This is a genomic window from Bifidobacterium sp. LH_449 (assembly GCF_056356755.1).
In genome coordinates, this window is sequence record NZ_JBKEUV010000002.1 from 154,662 (window position 1) to 173,304 (window position 18,643).

Here is an 18,643-nt window from a genome sequence, read left to right on the forward strand (position 1 = left end):
ATGACGATTTCGAATAGCAGAAAGAGGTATTCTTATGTAAAAGCCATACCCGTAAAGAGGCGAGTAGCGTAAAGGGGTACATCGGATTGCCGTTTCCGGCAATTGGAGGCGATAGTCCGAAATGGCTATGCGGAAAGGATTAATGATGACTGACTCCGATTCTGTTCCCCGACTTAGGTCAAAGACACCAAGATACCGGGAAATACGCGATGAGCTGGTTCGTCGTTATATCGAAGGGCAGCCGGCCGATGTGGCTTTACCGCCCGAACGCGTGCTGTCCGAAGAATTCAGAGTAGTGCGCGCCACGGTACGTCGCGCTCTGGACGAACTCCAATCGGAATCACTGATTTATCGTGTCAGGGGAGGTGGTACATATACCACGGGCCCGGGTATCGTCAAGTCTCTACGACTGACTTCATTCTCCGAAGACGTAATCAGCCGCGGTCATACACCAAGTTCGAGGGTACTACAGGTTCGCAAAATTTCTGCGGGAGCAGCGCTGTCCGCGAAACTTGAGCTGACTCCCAGCGACGAATTGCTGGAGATTCGTCGCTTAAGGTTTTCCGACGATACGCCATTGTGCGTTGAAGTGGTGTGGTATCCCAATGTTTTGGTCCCTGGACTTGAAAATCGGGACCTGACCCAATCGCTGTACGCCACACTGGAAAAAGAGTATGGCATACAGACGGAACGTGCCGAGCAGAAGGTCTGGGCCGCCGCCTTGGGACCCTCCGATGCGGATCTGCTAGGCATGGAGCCGTTTTCTCCGGCATTGTGTATGGAGCGAACCACATATGACGCTTCAGATCGTGCCGTGGAGTGCTCATTGACGACGTATCGAGGGGATGTGTACTCAATGCGTTATATGATTCGCAGGGATTAAGAAACCCTTTTCTCAACAGCGGATTCGGCTCTGTGCAGATCAATGCACAGAGCCGTTTTTCTGAACTGTATAGACCAATTCTATAAAATATGCGTGTCAAGTTGCATCAACAAGCAAATTGGTATATACCAGTTATATGCTGTTCGAGGACAAGGGAACTCAATGGATGAGTAACCTCTGAGAAAACCTCGTCGGCACCAAACAAAAGGAAGTTTAAACATAATCAGAAAGCATGTGCTGGTCGACTACCGCAAGGATTAGCCAACTTCAACGGAGAAGGTTAGACCAATCGACCATCGCAGGAACAGATGAACGTGCATCCATGCACAGTCTGTAAGGAGTAAGAAAATGGGTATTATGGGGCATTCCGGACGCGGATTCAAACGTTTCGGAACCACAGCAATAGCTTTGGCTGCAGCAATTTCGATGGCAGGTTGCAGTGGATTCACCGTCAAATCAGACAACACTTCCGAAGATGGCAAGGTTATCGTCAAGTTCAGCTACCTATGGACCGGCGATGAAGGCAAGCAGGTTGAAGCGCTGATTGAACGCTTCAACAATTCTCAGGACAAAATCGTCGTCGAAGGCACTTCCAATCCCGATCAGCAGGCACAGGTGCTATCGATGCAGGGCGAGAATCCACAGTTTGACATCACTTCCACTGGCAACTCCCAGATTGGACCATGGGCCGAAAGCGGCGCATTGATGTCGCTGGATGATTTCATCGAGCAAGACAGCTACGATACGGATGATTTCATTGATTCAGCCATCACCAACAATACTGTTGACGGCAAGCTGTACGCTTTGCCGCTGGCCACCAACACCTACCAACTTCTGTACAACAAGGACATGCTGGCGTCAGTCGGATACGATTCGGCTCCGGAAACGTTCGAGGAATGGGCCGATATCATCGCCAAACTCAACAAAGTCGAAGACGGCAAGATTGTTTCGATGGGCACCAACCCGTCTGTCGACTACCAGCTCATCGCACAGGCCTACGGTGGTGCATGGTATGACGACACGGGCAATCCAACCCCGAACAATCCGACAAACATAGAGGCCATCAACTGGTGGCTTGACAATGTCATCAAGCCGAACGGCTTCACGGAGACCCAGGAATTCATCTCCGGCTTCGGTCAGTACGGCACCGCTCAGTATTCGTTCTATACTGGTGAATTCGCAACGATGATTGATGGCAACTGGCAGTCCTCAATGATTCAGCTGTATGCCCCCGATCTAAACTGGGGTGCCGCTCCGCTGCCGTATCCGTCAAATCATCCAGAGCTCAAAGGCGTATCCCGTCTTGACCTGTCGAATCTGGTAATTCCGCAGAATTCAGCGCACCCGAAAGAAGCTTGGGAGTTCATGAAGTTCATGCTCAACAGCGAGCAGATGCTGAACTTCACCTCCGCCTTGGCGAATCTGCCCGGCCGTGAGTCCCTGCTTGATAATGACGCCTACTCGGATCTGCCGAACTTCGACGTCTTCCTTGACGCCGTGAAGAGTCCGCTCGTCGCTCCTGCATATTCCACGAGCTACAGCTCCGAGTACACCCAAGATCTGGGCACCGCGCTGAACAACATCGCAGCAGGCTCCGCGGATACGCAAACTGCCTTGGACGAGGTCGCGATCAAGGCAGAATCCTACGAGAAGTAATCCGCCGATCTCGCGGCTGATGACGGCCCGAGATATTTCGGGCCGTCATCTTCACGAAAGGATTAAACATGCACAAGCATAAGGGGATTCTGCGGGAATCAGGCTGGGGTAAAGTCTTCGCCGCGCCGTATATTATTGGATTTACGGTGTTCACTGGCATTCCTATGGTAGCGTCGCTGTACTATTCCTTCACCGATTTCAATATCATGCAGTCACCTAAATGGGTTGGTCTTCGCAATTTCAAGGAAATCTTTTCTGACCCGCTGTTTTATCGATCTTTGGAGAACACCGCATACCTCACCTTTATCGGAGTTCCACTTGGCCTAGCCTTCGCGCTGGCAACGGCTTTGATTCTGAACCTCAAGCACGCACCTCTTAAGGGTGTCACCACCGCACTTGCCTATATGCCGGCCATCATCCCGGCGGTCGTGGTCTCGTTCCTGTGGCGATGGATGTTCAATGGCCGCTATGGCCTAATCAATCAGATTCTGGGTTTCCTTCACATTCCCGCACCTAACTGGCTGCTCGATCCGGCTTGGACTCGGCCTGCCGTCATTCTGATTAGCTTGTGGACCGTAGGTGGTACCACAGTCATTTACCTGGCCGCGCTGAAAGGCGTGTCTGTTGACCTCTATGAGGCCGCGGAACTGGATGGCTGCAACGCTTGGGGAAAGTTTATCCATGTCACATGGCCCGCGATCATGCCGGTTACCGTGTTCCAGCTGATCGCCGGTTTGCTGGGCGGTCTGCAGAACTTCACAATTCCATATTTGCTTGGATCTGGCGGATTCAATATGTCCGTCGGCGGTCCAGACAATACTTGGCTGACATATGCAGTGTATCTGTATCAGAATGCATTCTCTTACTTCAAGATGGGTTATGCCTCCGCTCTGGGATGGATTATGTTCATCCTGGCATTGATTCTCACTGGCATCATCCTGTACATGACAAGGGAGGTGGAGGAAAATGCGTAAGACCACTCGCGTCCAGCGCCAAGCCACCGAGTTTGCAGCAGTTCGATCTCACGACTGGGAATCCTTGCGAAAAGTACGCGTCAGAATGCTGTCAATGCTGGCGATTCTGGGCATCATCCTACTTTTTGGTATGCCTCTGGTCGTCATGTTGGCGACTTCGCTGACTCCGGCGAATGAAGTCGGTCATTCCCTATTTCCAGAGCACATCGACTTTTCGAATTACATCTCCGCATTTGAACAGATACCGCTAATGAAGTATCTGAGCAACACGCTCGCGCTCGTGGCATTCAACGTCGCAGCCGTTGTAATTATCTGCCCGATTGTGGCGTATTCACTATCGAAGCTGCGCTGGAAAGGGCGAAAGGTCGTAACCTTCCTCGTGTTGGCCACCATGATGCTGCCTAGCCAGATTACGCTAATTCCTGTGTACGTCATGTGGGACCGTCTGCATCTGGTCGGAACGTTCTGGCCGCTGATCATCCCATTGTTCTTCGGATCACCGTTCTACATCTACATGCTTCGCCAGTTCTTCATGACGATTCCGACTGAATACATCGAAGCCGCTCGACTGGATGGCGCCGGCGAACTGCGTATTCTGTTCACGATCATCATGCCGATGGCCAAGTCCTCCGTAATCACCGTGGCACTGTTCCAGTTCGTTTCCACATGGACTGACTTCATGGGACCATTAATTTATCTTCGCGACGATGATTTGTACACGCTGTCGATGGGAATGTATTCGTTCTTCTCCAGCCATGGCACGAATTGGGCTCCGCTGATGGCCGCCTGCTCAATTTTCACAGTTCCGACATTCATTCTTTTTGTCTTCGGGCAGAAGTTCTTCGTTGAAGGCGCAACAGTGGGAGGTCTGAAAGCATAATTCTGACACGGCAGCCATGATATGACCGCGCAACACAAACACATATTCGCGCCGATATTCCTAGTGACATTCCGACGCGATCAACAACCTTGACTATTAGACGCACGATTGTGCGAAATTATGCAAAGGAGCATGCAATGATCAAACCGCTGCGCATTACTGGCACGTTTCTTGACGAAGTGACCTGCGACATCGCCGGACACAATTGGGGAATCGAGGAATGGACCCGCGAATTCGACACCTTCGTCAGAACCGGCATCGATACGACGATTCTAATTCGATCGGGCTGGGGCCCACGCATGTCCCATAAATCCGAGGTCATCAATTCGAGAGTGAATACGATTCCGGTCTATATGGATATGCCGGAACTGTTCATGACACTGGCCGACGAACGCGATATCAAGTTTTATTTTGGTCTCTACGATTCTGGCGTGTGTTGGAACCGTAATGACTGGAAGGGCGAGGTCGAATTCAACCGCGACTATATTCCGGAAGTCTGGAAGAAGTACGGGCATCATAAGTCATTCGCCGGTTGGTATCTACCTCATGAGACCTACGATTCGGGGCAACGCATCATTGAGCTTAACCGCGCGCTGGCTACGTTGTGCAAGGAAACAGCAAACCTTCCGGTACTCTCCAGCCCATATTGGCTGGGACGATACGACATGAATATGGGTTGGTCGCTGCCTGGGCCGTCTCCGCGCTCTCTGGATGAAATCGTGACGCAGTGGGATGAAATCTTCGAGGCGTATTCCGGTTTGGTAGATGTCGCCGCATTCCAGGATGGCACGGTGTATGAGACCGATTTGCCCGGCACGCTGCACGAGATGCGCGAACTCGCCGACAAGCATGGCATTACATTGTGGACCAATGTGGAAACATTTGACCGGGATATGCCAATTAAGTTCCCGCCGATTGAATGGCGCAAACTCATTCATAAGCTCACTTCGGCCGAAGGTTTGGTCGACAAGGCGATTTGTTTCGAATTCTCGCACTTCCTGTCTCCGAATTCGATGTGGCCGTCGGCCCGGTCGTTGTACGCCCGATATCAAGAATATCTCAATGGAGAACATCGTGCGCTGTAATTCGCATCGTAAATTCGAAAGGATTTGATATGGAAACTGGGACACGTGTTTATATCGCGCTGGATATCGGTGGCACCAAGATTTCCGGAGCACTCATCGATATGGGGCATATTGCGTCGCCCCAGTTTCTGCAACGTGAACGTGTTGATACTAATGCCGCAGCCGGCGGCAAGAGCGTACTGGCAACAGTCAAACACCAGGTCAGATCGCTGATCGATATAGCTACAAATAAGGGCATGCATCCCGCTGGCATCGCCGTGGCATCCGCCGGCGTTGTGGCGGTTGACGGCAGCATTGCATCGGCCACGGCTTTAATGCCCGGATGGGGCGGCATCGCCCTTGGACCAGAGCTGCATAATACATTTGACTTACCGATTCAGGTCACAGGCGACGTGCATGCCCATGCTTTAGGTGAGGCGCATTGGGGATCGGGCCGTGGCTACGATTCGATGTTGCTGGCCGCGGTAGGTACAGGACTGGGCGGCGCGATGGTGACGCATGGCGACGTACTCCGCGGTGCGCATGGAGCCGGTGGACATATCGGTCATATACAACATCCGCTTGCCGTGGAGGAGTTGTGCTCCTGTGGCCGCATGGGCCATGTGGAAAGCGTATCTTCCGGCAGCGGACTGACACGATTGCACGAACACCGTACCGGTGAGATTGTCAGCGGAGCCGAACTTTCCAAGCGTGCCGCAAACGGCGATACCGAGGCAATCCGAACCTTGCATGATTCAGGCAAAGCCCTAGGCGATGTGCTGGGATCGTTGGCCAATGCATTCGATCCCGATCTCATAGTGCTGTCCGGTTCGGTATGTTCCGCGGGAGCGCAATGGATGAATGGCGTCAAGGAGGGCTATGAGGAACAAGCAATGGACGTCGTACGCAATGTCCCCCTGCAAATGGGAACATTGGCAGACGACGCCCCATTACTAGGAGCTATCTGGCCGTTGCTGTCGTGATTACGCAATCACACACATTTCGGCCTATGAGAGTTGAAGGTGTCACAATGAATGAAATTATCCAGTCGATGCACGGCCAACTCATTGTGAGTTGCCAAGCATATCCAGGGGAGCCCATGCGGCATCCGGAAACCATGGCGCAAATTGCATTATCTGCACAACTGGGCGGCTCTTGCGCCATCCGCTGTCAGGGTCTGAGCGATATCAGTGCCGTAAAGAACGCTGTGTCCATTCCAGTCATCGGCCTCTGGAAGGACGGAGAAGATGGCGTTTATATCACGCCTTCCGCTCACCATGCGCGCGCCTGTTATGAAGCGGGCGCGGACATCGTAGCGATGGACGCTACGAATCGTTTGCGACGCGACGGACGAAGTCTCGAGGAAACCGTCAAGGAACTGAAGGACAATGGTCTGACGCTTATGGCTGACTGTGGTTGCCTCGATGATGCAAAACGATCTGCTGATCTTGGCTTTGATATTGTTTCCACTACATTGGCTGGATATACCCCCGACCGCAAGATGACTGCAGGTCCTGACTGGGAATTGCTACAGCAAATGGTCGAAGAATGTGACGATACCCCTGTGATTTGCGAAGGCAGGATTCACAGTCCACAAGATGCTGCCCAGGCAATTCGTTATGGCGCTTGGTCGGTGGTCGTTGGTACAGCGATCACTCATCCCATGCGTATCACCCGTTGGTATGCGGCCGCTGTGCATAATGTTTCAGTATGACACTGTAATGTCAGTAAGGGAGCATTGTCTTTCCGCAAAATCTGCAATACAGCAATGCTCCCTCATCAAATAACGTCCAAACTCTGTACATGTTTGATTATGCTCCGGCATCGATGATAGTTTCGATATCCCAGCTTGGACTCAGATGCGGCGGCGTTTACAATATGAACTCCAATTCCTCGCGCAGCGCCTTACGGCGGGGGTATTGCGCGAGAATCCTCTTGGCCAGATCGCGCGCGGCGGCGTCGCCGAGTACGGAGGCGCAGCGGCGAATCTGTTTGGCGACCTGCCGGTACACGTAGCGCTCCGTCGACATGCCACGGCGGCCGCCGCATGATGTCGTCATCTTCGCATCCAATGCGCCAAGCGGCAGCGCGTCCTCGATCACCTGCTTCGCCTTGTCGGGGTGTTCCTTCGCCATCGCCTTCAGCAACGCCATCGGCGGGTAGTCGACGATTGCGCAATAGGCGACCGCATCATCGGAAAGGGATTCGCTGGCGATCAGCTCCTCATACGCGCGGTTGCGCCACATATTGTGGTCCGCGTGGTTCTCCTTCACCCACGCCGGCCCCGCCTTCATGCGACGGGCGACCTCTTCGGCGCATTCACGCGCCAATGATTTCACCTGTTCGCGCCATGCCTGTTCGGAGGCGGCCTTTGCCTCGGCATGCAGCCGTGCGGCGGCATCGGCGTCGCCTGCCGCAATGTCAGCGGCATGGGCTTGCCTGTATTCGGCGAAAGAGACTCGCTTCACCAAAGCACGCAGCTTCCGCACATACACGGCTTCCGATTCCGTATCGAAATCGCAGTGCACGATGTAGTGGCGGTATACGTCGATCAATGCCGTCGCATCCTGTGCTCCCTCCGCGCAGGCTTCCAATATGGTGTGCCAGCCGTGCGGCAGCGCTTCGGGGAAGATGCCGTTGCGCATGATGCGGCGGTCCTCATGCTGCATATCGTCGACGTTGCGCAGAAAATCGGAGGCCACCGCATGGGCGTCCATGTATCGGCGGTCTCGCAGCAGTTCGGCGACGTGCATCAATGTCAGCGGCCCGTCCTGCGATTGTTCATGCCAGAGGCGTTCGCAGCCTGCTTCGTCTTCCGCCAGACGATAGAGGTCGTATTGTGCCATCCGCAGGAATTGATGCATGATCCGCTGCGGAGCGATCAGGCATTCAGCCTCCAATTCGTCGTCGTGCCTGGGGCAGGTGCGTTCCACTGCGGTTTCGATCGCATCGTATGCCCATAGCGTTTTGTCGGGGTGCCGCGCGTATGCGAGTGCGCCTGCGATCAGCAGCGCGCCGCCGACGGGATTGCCGAAACGCATGCGCGCCGAGAACGCCGCTTTGAGCAGCGGTTCCAATGCGGCGCCGGCGGTGGCGGAATCCGCGTATCGCGCGACGTTTTCCATATAGCATCGTGTCTGCCCGATCAGAATGTCGACGTACCGGTCGGCTTCCGTCGCCCCTTCGAAGGTTTCGTCCAGGAATCGTTGCGTGGCGTAGACGCAGGAGGCGAGATTGTTGCAGGCGTCCGCATATCGCCGTGATTGCAGGGCGTTGTCGGCGACCATGCACACGCCGGAAAGCGCGGTTTCGACGTCTTTCATGCATTGCGGATTATATGGGCTGGCCTTGCCCTCGCCATACATGTCAAGGAATGTGTTGAAGGCCGACACGATGATGGGGAAGATGTTTCCGAAATTGATCAGCGTCTGTTCCGGCTGCGAGGGATCGTTGAAGCCGCGCGCGACTTCCAGGCTTTTTTCGGACCAGAGGAAAAGCGGATGCTCGCCATCGGACTCATCGATGCATCGCCTGAGGCTTTGCATCACGGGATCATGGACGGTTTTCGCCAGTATGATGCGCGCGTTTTCTCGGTCTGGCCGCTGGGCGCGTTCGCCGCTTTCGCGCGGCTCGATGCCGGGCAGCGCGCCGCCGGCGGGGTTGTGCCCGCCGCCCGATCCGTCTTCGCGCATCGCATACAACACCGCGCCCACATGCTTGCAATACGGCGTTTTCTTGTATGGGCAGGTGCAGGCGGCCGACAGGATATGCAGTTCATCGTCGAGGCGGATGTCGACGTCGTAATCGTTGGATTCGCTGCCCGCGACGCTCGCATGGAACAGGTTCGGCGCGACCTGTTCGACTGCCGACACGAACCCGGAACCCCAATATTCGAATGCGCGGCCGAGTATCGCCGGCGTGGAATCGAACATCGTTTCGAAACGGACGAGTCGCGGTTTGGCGGGCAATGTCATAATCCGAGATTAGCGCGTTTTCCGCCGTTTTTCCGGCGATACGCCGGCGATGGCGCAAATGAACACGCGGTGAACCGGGGCGTCCCGTTTGTGGTCTATAGTTGGCTAGGTCACTTCAGGTGGCCACCTTCAACCACAAGTTGCATGAAAGGTGAGCCGTTGTCCTCTGAACACGTTTCGGCAGTCGAAACGCCGATGATCGGTAAAAGCGTCATCACGCTTGATGATTTGTCCGTTCCGCAGATCCAAGATCTTCTGCATAAGGCGCAATACATTGATTCTCATCGTAAGGAAGTGGCGCACACCTGTGATGGCAGGGTGCTCGCCACTTTGTTTTATGAGCCGAGCACGCGTACCCGCCTGAGCTTCGAAACCGCAATGCTGCGCCTCGGCGGCAAGGTGATCGGTTTTGCCGGCGCGCAGCTCGCCTCCGTGACCAAGGGCGAATCCATTGCCGACACGTTGAAGACCGTGTCCAATTACGTTGATGTCGTCGCGATCCGTCATCCGAAGGAGGGCGCCGCTCTGGTCGCATCCCGCGCGGCCGGCGTCCCGGTGATCAACGCGGGCGACGGCGGCCACATGCATCCGACGCAGACGCTCGCCGATCTGGCCACGCTGCAGTCGCGTTTCGGCCGCGTCGATAACCTGACCGTCGGCCTGTGCGGCGATCTGACGTTCGGCCGCACCGTGCATTCGCTGATCGAAACGCTGTGCCGTTTCGGCAACGTGAACTTCGTGCTGATCAGCCCGGACGAGCTGAAGACCCCGCAGTATGTGCTCGACCGCATCGACGCGACGCCGTCCTGCTCCTATACGGAAGTGCGTGACCTGGTTTCCGTGATCGGCGACCTGGATGTGCTGTACATGACCCGCGTGCAGAAGGAACGCTTCTTCAACGAGGACGACTATCTGCGTCTGCGCGACACCTACATCCTCGACGAAGACAAGATGGCGTTGGCGAAGCCGGACATGGCCGTGCTGCACCCGCTGCCGCGCGTCAACGAAATCGCCGTCGAGGTCGACGACGATCCGCGCGCCGCCTATTTCGAACAGGTCAAGAACGGCATGCTGATGCGCATGGCGTTGGAAAGCACCGTGCTCGGCGACGAACTGCCGGGATATGAACCGCTCGAAGCCAAGGAGGTCCAGGCCTGATGGAAGTCACCAGCATCCACAACGGCATCATCATCGACCATGTGCCGGCCGGCACCGCGTTGAAGGTGTTGGAATATCTGAAGATCAATCCGGCGAAGACCAAGCTCGCCCTGATCATGAACACGAACAGCCACCTGTACGGCACGAAGGACATCATCAAAATCGAAGACGAATCCAGCGCGGACACCATCGACCTTGACGTGCTCGGCCTGATCGCCCGCCAGGCGACCGTCGGCATCGTGCGCGAAGGCAAGATCGTCGAGAAGAAGCAGCCGACCCTGCCTGAGCATGTGGTCAACATCATCAAATGCGCGAACCCGCGTTGCGTGACCACGACCGAACGCGGCATCGACCAGATGTTCCACCTGATGCATACGGAACGCCAGGAATACCGCTGCGATTACTGCGATGAGGAGGCGAAGTTCTGATGGCGCTCACCCTGCACGGCATTACGGTGTGGGATACCGGCGAGGTCATCGATCTGGTCGTTCCCGCCGACGAGACGCGTGACGTCGACGCTTCCGGCATGACGGTCGCTCCGGGTTTGGAGGATCCGCACGTGCATTTCCGCGATCCGGGCCAGACCTACAAGGAGTCGATGGTTTCCGGCTGCGCGGCGGCCGCTTCCGGCGGTTACACGAATGTGCTGATCATGCCGAACACGCTGCCCGCGATGGACGGCGACACGATCGACGCCGACGAGCCGGGCGCCGAAGAAGTGACGAAGGCAGGCTACGACAACGTCATCGACTATCTGCAGCATTACGAGCAGGTCCACGGCGTCACCCTGCCGGTGCGATACGACCTGTGCGTGAGCGCTTCGAAGGATCGCGCGGGATCCGAGGCTTCCGACCCGGCCGATTGGCGTCGTTACATGCGGGGTGTCGACGAAACGTCCAAGGATGACGCGCAGTTGGCTCATCCCGTGACCGCGATGAGCGATGACGGCGCCGCAGTGACGCCGCGGATCCTCGACCAGGTGTTCGCCAATCTCAAAGAGACCGGCCTGTATCTGATCGAGCATTGCGAGCATCATGACACGGGCGCCGTCAATGAAGGGCCGGTGTCGCGTGAGCTGGGCGTCCCCGGCATTCCCGAGGATACGGAGCTGCGCATCGTCGAACGCGATATCGAAATGGCGCGCAAAACCGGCGTGCACGTGCATTTCCAGCATGTCAGCACGGCGATCTCGTTTGATGCGATCCGCAAGGCGAAGGCCGAAGGATTGCCGATCACCTGCGAGACCGCGCCGCATTACATCGCGTTGTGCGATGAGGCGTTGCTCGAATACGGCACGTTGGCGAAGATGAATCCGCCGCTGCGCAGCGAAGCCGATCGTCTGGCGACGATCGCCGCCGTGGCCGACGGCACGGTCGACCTGCTGGCCACCGATCATGCGCCGCACACGTTGGAGGAGAAGGCGCTGGGATTCCTTGAAGCGCCGAACGGCATCATCGGATTGGAATGCGCGTACGGCGTATGCCACAGGATCCTGGTTGACGGCGGCCATATTTCCGACCAGCGTCTGATCGAACTGATGTCGACCGAACCGGCGAAGCTGATGGGGCACGCCACCACCGACATCACGGCGTTGCTCGGCGGCGAAAAGGCTGACGGCAATGGCGAAACGCGCGTGCTTGATCTGAACGATGCCGCCGGAGCCGAAACCGCCGACCTGGTCGTGCTGAACCCAGCGGAGGAATGGACCGTCGACCCCGACCGGTTCCGTTCCTCCGCGCGCAATACGCCGTTCGGCGGATGGAAGGTCACCGGACGTCCGCTTGCCACCGTCATCGGAGGCAAGCTCGCCTTCTCGCGCGTGTGAAATCCATCAAACCGCATGACCGCAACCGTATCTGACCGATATCTGACCCGAATCCGAAAGGACAATCATGGATCGTCTGATCGAAGCCATCGAATCCAAGCAGAATCCGAGCGTCGTCGGACTCGACCCGACCGAAGCTTTGGTGCCGCCGCAAGTGGTGGCATCCTTCGCCGACGAAATCGCCGAACAGGTCGAAGACCCCGGTGAGGCGCCCGCAGCACAGCTGGCCGTCGCCTTCTTCGAATTCAACCGTGCGATCATCGACGCCGTCGCCGACGTCGTGCCGGCCGTCAAACCGCAGATCGCCATGTATGAGGCGCTCGGCCCGGCAGGCGTCGACGCCTATACGATGACCTGCGAATACGCGCAGCAGCAGGGACTGTATGTGTTGGGCGACGCCAAGCGAGGCGATATCGGTTCCACCGCGGCCGCATACGCCCATCATTTGAGCGGCGTGAACGCGGGGGAGAGCGTTTTCGACCCATGGCACGAGGACGCGCTGACCGTCAACCCGTATCTGGGCACCGACGGCATCACGCCGTTCGTCGACGCGGCCGAAGCCACAGACAAGGATGTGTTCGTGCTTGTGCGCACGTCGAATCCCTCCAGCAGCGAACTGCAGGAGCTGGAATTGGCCGACGGCAAGCGCGTGTATGAGCACATGGCCGATCTGGTGGAAGGCTGGGGTTCCGGCGGCGTCGGCTCGCGCGGCTACTCACGCGTCGGTGCCGTGGTCGGCGCGACGCATCCGGAAGAGGGCGCCGCATTGCGCGCGCGCATGCCGCACACGTTCTTCCTCGTTCCCGGATACGGCGCGCAGGGCGGCACCGCAGCAGGCGTGGCCGGCATGTTCGACCGCAACGGTTCCGGCGCGATCGTCAATTCGTCGCGCGGCATCATCGGCGCATGGAAGAGAACCGGCGAATACAGCGAATCGATGAGTGCGGATTCGGCCCTTGACCTGGTCGCCTCCGCGGCGCGTGACGCCGCCATCGCCATGCGTGACGATCTGCGCGTCAACGCATACTGATCCGCGGCATGCGCAGCGCGAATAGCGCCGGCATCCGTTTCACACCGGTGTCGGCGACTGCGAATGCCGGCCGCCGACACTTCCCGACACAATCAAATCGCAATCGTTCATAAGGATGACACCACCCATGAGCATCACGTTCCGAGCCACCACGGAGGACGCGCTTGCGGCCGGATTCGTTCCAAGCCGTCGCACCGTGGAAGTGACCGACAATCGCGAGCTTGCCGCCGGCGTATGGCGGCTGACGTTCCGCGACGAATACATCGCGAAGCATGCCAAGCCGGCGCAGTTCGTCGACGTCTACACATCCGACCCGTTGAAGCCGATGCCGCGCCCGTTCGGCGTCAGCGAAGTCGACGACGACCAGGTCAGTCTGATGTTCGCCGTCGTCGGCAAGGGCACGGATGAGTTCTCCGATCTTCGTGCAGGCGACCATATCGACGTGCTCGGCCCGCTGGGTCGTTCCTTCGATATGAGGCAGCCCGCCAACTATGTGCTGGTCGCCGGCGGTTTGGGCGTGCCTCCGCTGGTCTATGCCGCACAGCATCTCGCCGGCGTCGAAGGCTCGACCGCCACGGCGGCGTTCGGCTATCGCAACGTGCATTTCGGCGACGAGTATGTGGCCCGCTATGCCGATGCGGTGCACAGCATCGACGAGTCGGAGGGCAACGTCATCACGCTGCTCGACCGTTTGGAGGATGAGCTGATGGGCGCCGAGCTCAAGCCTGTCATTCTCTCCTGCGGCCCGCTGCCGATGATGAAGGCCGTGGCCGAATGGGCGGCGAAGCGAGACCTGCCGTGCCAGCTGAGCCTCGAACAGCGCATGGGCTGCGGGTACGGCACTTGCGTGCTGTGCACTGTCGACACGGTGGACGGCCGTTTGAAGGTCTGTTCGGACGGTCCCGTGTTCACGCGCGAACAGCTGGGATGGGGTGAGTGAAATGAGCGAAACGATGAACGATACCGTCGTCAACCTGTATGAGCCGCACGAATGGAGGCATTCCACGCAGGTGGCGGGCGTCACCTGGAAGAATCCGGTGGGCACCGCTTCCGGCACGTTCCAGTATGCGGCGGTCCGCTGGTTCTATGATGTGGCCCAATTGGGCGCGGTAAGCACCAAAGGCGTGTCTCCCGTACCGTGGGAGGGCAATCCGGGCGTGCGCACCGCCGAAGGCCCGGCCAGCAACGTCAACGCGGTCGGTCTGCAGAATCCCGGCGTCGACCATTATCTTGTCGACGATCTGCCGAAGCTGAAGGCTGCGGGCGCGACCGTCGTCGCCAACGTCGCAGGCCACAGTGATGACGAGTATGCCGAAGTCGTCGCCAAATTGGATGATTCTCCGGCCGACATGCTGGAGATCAATGTGAGCTGCCCGAACGTGAGCCACGGCGGCATGAGCGTCGGCACCGATCCGGTTGCCTTGAGCAAGCTGATCGCCCGCCTGCGCGCGATCACCAGCAAGCCGATGATCGTCAAGCTCACGCCGAACGTCACCGACATCACCGTTCCGGCGCGTGCCGCCGTGGAATCCGGCGCCGACGCGTTGAGCATGATCAACACGCTGATGGGCATGCGCATCAACAACCGCACCGGCAAGCCGATCATCGACCATGTGACCGGCGGCGTTTCCGGTCCGGCCGTGCTGCCGATCGGTCTGGCCTGCGTGTGGCGTGTGCGCCAGGCGTTGCCGACCGTTCCGATCATCGGCATAGGCGGCATCGATTCCGGTGAAAAGGCGTTGGAATATCTGTATGCCGGCGCGAACGCCGTCGAAGTCGGCGCAGCGGCCCTGTTCGATCCGATCGCGCCGCTGCGCATCGCCCACGAATTGGAAGTGCTGCTGGACGAACGCCCCGAACTGGCGGCGAAGCTCGCCAGGGGGGAGACCTGGCGCTGACGCGATACGCAGCGGTATCATTCATGTCATCTGACGAAAGGACAACCAATGACCGATAGCCTCGATATTCGTTTCACCCGGTTCCTTCTGGAATCGAACGCGTTGAAATTCGGCGAGTTCACGTTGAAATCCGGCCGCAAGTCGCCATATTTCATCAACGCCGGCGCGTTCAACGACGGCCGTAAGATCGCCGCATTGGGCGCCTTCTATGCGGAGAAGATCGTCGAGGAGATCAAGGCGGGCAAGCTGCCGGCCGATATCGACACCGTCTTCGGCCCGGCTTATAAGGGCATCCCGCTGGGCGTCTCCACCGCGATCGCTTTGACTTCCGCGCACGATATGCAGGTCGGCTACACCTTCGACCGCAAGGAGAAGAAGGATCACGGCGACGGCGGCATGATGGTCGGCACGCAGCTGGCCGACGGCATGAAGGTGCTGCTGGTCGATGATGTGATGACCGCCGGCACCGCGGTACGCGAAGTGATTCCGAAGCTCAAGGCCGAAGCCGATGTCGAAGTCGTCGGCCTGGTGCTGTCCGTCGACCGCATGGAGAAGACGAAGGATTCCGACATGTCCGCGGTGAAGGCCATCGAACAGGAATTCGGCTTCCCGGTGTTCGCCATCGCGAACGTACGCGAGATCTTCGAAGCCGGCCGTCAGATCGAAACCGCCGACGGCACGCCGTACGTGACCGATGAGATCGCCGCCGCCGCCGACGCCTATCTGGCGCAGTACGGCGCCTGATGCCCTTCAATGCGGATGCGGCCCGTACCGATGATGTCGATGACGCATCACCGGTACGGGCCGCCGCATTCGACATGGCGGTCATGTTTGGATCGGGTTTGCTATGACGCCGATCCGCAATTCACTGTCATGCAGTCTCCGCCGCCCCGGCCCTCGCCGACGCCCTACGCATCGTCTTGGCCGGCATGAAACCGAACGAAGCGGGCAACGGCATCAGGCTCACCGCATAGGAGACCGGCAATAGCACGACGACCGCAGGCAACGGCATGACCAGTATCATCAGCAGCGTCGCCATCAACGGCTTACGGTTGTAGGCGCCCAGCATCGCAGCGGACGACACGGCCGCGCAGAACACCGGATCGACGGGGGCGGCGCCGGTCAGCTGCGGAATGCATGCGACCGCATATCCGGACATCACGCCGATGAAGATCAGCGGGAAGAACTGTCCTCCGTACCATCCGAAGCGGATGCACAACGGCGTCAGCACGCATCGCGCCACGATCAGCAGCACGATCATTCCCAAACCCAAATCGCGCCACCCCATGGCGGCATCGTCCAGGTCGGATTCGCCGGAAAACAGCGTGAACGGCACCACCGCGGCGACCGCGGCCAGCACGACGGCCACGACGATATGGCGCAGCAGCACATGCCGGTCGAACCACGGTCCGATCTTCGCCACGGCACGGTTGCACTGTACGAAAAGCATCGCGGCTGCGACGCCGGCAAGCACGCACGGGATGATCCATGCCAGCGTGTTCCAGGACCATGCGATCCGCGGCAGTCGGGGAATCGTCATGCCACCGCCGAACAGCGACGACATCGCGGCGAATATGCCGATCGAGCAGAGGGTGACCAGAGCGTAGGTCACGGTCTTCACCGGCTTCGACAGGACCGGCACGCCGTCGGTGTTGTCGCAACGCCAGTCTCCGCCCGTCACGTCGTGCCATGTGATGCTGCCGCCGTCATGCCATGTCGCCAGAAGGCGGGTGACGGTACGTTTCAACAGCGCGCTGTAATGCGTGGCGAACGATGCGATCGCATTCGTCAGACCGGCTTCGGGCCCCACCGACGAGCCGAAGGCCAACGGCAGCAGCGCCGTCGCGAACAATGCCGGGGCATGGCCTTTCTCATAGGAGCCCTCGCGGCGCATTTTCGCCAGCACTTCCGTCATAGTCAGGACTTTGCGGTCGTTGAACCGGGCGTTCACCGTCAATACCACGGCACCGACCAAAGTGACGGCAAGCGTGAACCAGAACGGCCAGGTCGGACCGATCCGCAGTCCCAGGAACTCGGGCAGCACCTGCCAGATCAGGTGCAGCGCCTCCTGCATCAGCCACAGAAACGCCCATGACATCACGCCGATGACCGTGCTGAACGCGACGATGACCGCGGCGGTTTTCATAACATTCCAGACGCGTTGCATGACGATCATTGCGAACAGCCGTCCTTTCGGAGTCGAGACATCATTGCGGCGAGATCCGCATACAGCTACGTGCCGTATACGGTCGCTATGACACTATCACCGGTCTTTGAAGGAAGCTGGACGTCACCTTGAATAATCCCGAAAGCGCGACGGGGCCGGCCTTCGGCTATTCGATCAGTCCGTATCCGTGCGACGAGATCACCGTCTTCAGCTGCTGCAGATATCGTTCCGCCTCCCGCGACAGGCGTGCGCGGCTATGGCCGATCCAGCCGACCAACATGGTCTCATCGCAATCCAATGGCACCGTGACGATCTTCTCGTTGTTCAGGTCGCCGTTGTCGATGCCCGTGCACACCGTATACCCGTTCAGGCCGATGATGAAATTCAATATCGTGGCGCGGTCGGTCACGTTGATCTGTTTGGGGGAGTATTCCGGCCACACCGCCTCTTCCGCGAAGTAGAAACTGCCTTCGTCGCCCTGCTCGTATTGGATGAACGGATACGGTTTCAGATCCTCCATCGTCAGTTTGTCCCGTGTGGCCAGCGGATTCGTCTTCGACAGGAACACGTGCAGGGGGGCGCGGAACAGCGGGTGGAAATCGACGTGCTTTTCGCGCAGCAGTTTGCCGATGACATGCTTGTTGAAATCCGACAAATACAGGATGCCGATTTCCGACTGCAGGCCGGCAACCTGGTTGATGATGTCGCGTGTGCGCGTTTCGCGGATGGTGAATTCGTATTCGTCGGAACTGCTTTCGTTGATCATGGCGACGAACGCTTCGACGGCGAACATGTAGTGCTGCGTCGACACCGAACACAGCTGTTTGCGCGGCTTCGCGTTCTTGTATCGTTCCTCAAGCAGCGCCGCCTGGTCGAGCACCTGACGGGCGTAGGTCAGGAATTCCACGCCGTCCATGGTCAGGGTGATGCCTTGCGACGAGCGGGTGAAGATCTCAATGCCCAGCTCGTTCTCCAGTTCCTTGACGGCGGAGCTCAGCGCGGGCTGCGACACGTACAGTTCGCGAGAGGCTTCGTTCATCGATCCGCATTCGACGATTTTGATGATGTATCTCAACTGCAGCAATGTCATATACGTATCGCTTCCTCGGCCGATATCAACGCCATCCAACCGAC

General features: G+C 58.1%; 17 protein-coding genes. 14 read left to right on the forward strand and 3 right to left on the reverse strand.

What is annotated here, in order from left to right:
- Positions 1-145: 145 nt before the first annotated feature.
- The 7 genes from AC1AX7_RS02420 (at position 146) to AC1AX7_RS02450 (ending at position 7,171) form a co-directional block, all read left to right on the forward strand.
- Positions 146-883: a GntR family transcriptional regulator gene (locus AC1AX7_RS02420; RefSeq protein WP_476508521.1), complete on the forward strand. Its 738-nt coding sequence runs from the start codon at positions 146-148 to the stop codon at positions 881-883.
- Between the two features lie 348 nt (positions 884-1,231).
- Positions 1,232-2,539 (forward strand): ABC transporter substrate-binding protein, encoded by a 1,308-nt coding sequence (locus AC1AX7_RS02425; RefSeq protein WP_476508522.1) that lies wholly within the window; start codon positions 1,232-1,234, stop codon positions 2,537-2,539.
- Between the two features lie 68 nt (positions 2,540-2,607).
- A complete protein-coding gene (locus tag AC1AX7_RS02430) occupies positions 2,608-3,513 on the forward strand; it encodes a carbohydrate ABC transporter permease (RefSeq protein WP_476508523.1) in 906 nt (301 codons plus the stop codon).
- Positions 3,506-4,393 carry a carbohydrate ABC transporter permease gene (locus AC1AX7_RS02435; RefSeq protein WP_476508524.1) on the forward strand — a complete coding sequence of 296 codons (888 nt, stop codon included), beginning with the start codon at positions 3,506-3,508 and terminating at the stop codon, positions 4,391-4,393. The genes AC1AX7_RS02430 and AC1AX7_RS02435 overlap by 8 nt, the downstream gene beginning before the upstream one ends.
- A 137-nt stretch (positions 4,394-4,530) precedes the next feature.
- The gene (locus AC1AX7_RS02440; RefSeq protein ID WP_476508525.1) at positions 4,531-5,478 is read left to right on the forward strand and encodes a DUF4434 domain-containing protein; all 948 of its coding nucleotides are present in this window, start codon (positions 4,531-4,533) and stop codon (positions 5,476-5,478) included.
- A 29-nt stretch (positions 5,479-5,507) separates the two neighbouring features.
- A complete protein-coding gene (locus tag AC1AX7_RS02445; protein ID WP_476508526.1) occupies positions 5,508-6,440 on the forward strand; it encodes an ROK family protein in 933 nt (310 codons plus the stop codon).
- A gap of 47 nt (positions 6,441-6,487) precedes the next feature.
- Positions 6,488-7,171, forward strand: coding sequence for an N-acetylmannosamine-6-phosphate 2-epimerase (locus AC1AX7_RS02450; protein WP_476508527.1), 684 nt, complete (start codon positions 6,488-6,490; stop codon positions 7,169-7,171).
- A gap of 157 nt (positions 7,172-7,328) precedes the next feature.
- Here AC1AX7_RS02450 and AC1AX7_RS02455 read toward each other — a convergent pair whose 3' ends face one another.
- The gene (locus tag AC1AX7_RS02455; protein ID WP_476508528.1) at positions 7,329-9,431 is read right to left on the reverse strand and encodes an SWIM zinc finger family protein; all 2,103 of its coding nucleotides are present in this window, start codon (positions 9,429-9,431) and stop codon (positions 7,329-7,331) included.
- A gap of 195 nt (positions 9,432-9,626) precedes the next feature.
- Here AC1AX7_RS02455 and pyrB point away from each other — a divergent pair, with 195 nt between their 5' ends.
- The 7 genes from pyrB (at position 9,627) to pyrE (ending at position 16,086) form a co-directional block, all read left to right on the forward strand.
- Complete coding sequence (gene pyrB / locus AC1AX7_RS02460) at positions 9,627-10,589, forward strand: aspartate carbamoyltransferase (protein ID WP_476508679.1); 963 nt, start codon at positions 9,627-9,629, stop codon at positions 10,587-10,589.
- Complete coding sequence (locus tag AC1AX7_RS02465) at positions 10,589-11,017, forward strand: aspartate carbamoyltransferase regulatory subunit (RefSeq protein ID WP_476508529.1); 429 nt, start codon at positions 10,589-10,591, stop codon at positions 11,015-11,017. Before pyrB ends, AC1AX7_RS02465 begins: the two co-directional genes overlap by 1 nt.
- Entirely contained in the window at positions 11,017-12,414 is a 1,398-nt protein-coding gene (locus tag AC1AX7_RS02470) for a dihydroorotase (RefSeq protein ID WP_476508530.1), read from the forward strand. The genes AC1AX7_RS02465 and AC1AX7_RS02470 overlap by 1 nt, the downstream gene beginning before the upstream one ends.
- A 67-nt stretch (positions 12,415-12,481) precedes the next feature.
- On the forward strand, positions 12,482-13,444 hold the full coding sequence (pyrF, locus tag AC1AX7_RS02475) for an orotidine-5'-phosphate decarboxylase (RefSeq protein ID WP_476508531.1): 963 nt from the start codon (positions 12,482-12,484) through the stop codon (positions 13,442-13,444).
- 127 nt (positions 13,445-13,571) lie between these two features.
- Entirely contained in the window at positions 13,572-14,384 is an 813-nt protein-coding gene (locus tag AC1AX7_RS02480; protein ID WP_476508532.1) for a dihydroorotate dehydrogenase electron transfer subunit, read from the forward strand.
- Between the two features lies 1 nt (position 14,385).
- Positions 14,386-15,342: a dihydroorotate dehydrogenase gene (locus AC1AX7_RS02485; protein WP_476508533.1), complete on the forward strand. Its 957-nt coding sequence runs from the start codon at positions 14,386-14,388 to the stop codon at positions 15,340-15,342.
- A 48-nt stretch (positions 15,343-15,390) separates the two neighbouring features.
- Positions 15,391-16,086: an orotate phosphoribosyltransferase gene (gene pyrE, locus AC1AX7_RS02490; RefSeq protein ID WP_476508534.1), complete on the forward strand. Its 696-nt coding sequence runs from the start codon at positions 15,391-15,393 to the stop codon at positions 16,084-16,086.
- A gap of 127 nt (positions 16,087-16,213) precedes the next feature.
- Here pyrE and AC1AX7_RS02495 read toward each other — a convergent pair whose 3' ends face one another.
- Positions 16,214-17,518 (reverse strand): chloride channel protein, encoded by a 1,305-nt coding sequence (locus AC1AX7_RS02495; RefSeq protein ID WP_476508535.1) that lies wholly within the window; start codon positions 17,516-17,518, stop codon positions 16,214-16,216.
- A gap of 157 nt (positions 17,519-17,675) precedes the next feature.
- On the reverse strand, positions 17,676-18,599 hold the full coding sequence (locus tag AC1AX7_RS02500; protein ID WP_476508536.1) for a LysR family transcriptional regulator: 924 nt from the start codon (positions 18,597-18,599) through the stop codon (positions 17,676-17,678).
- Positions 18,600-18,643 lie beyond the last annotated feature (44 nt).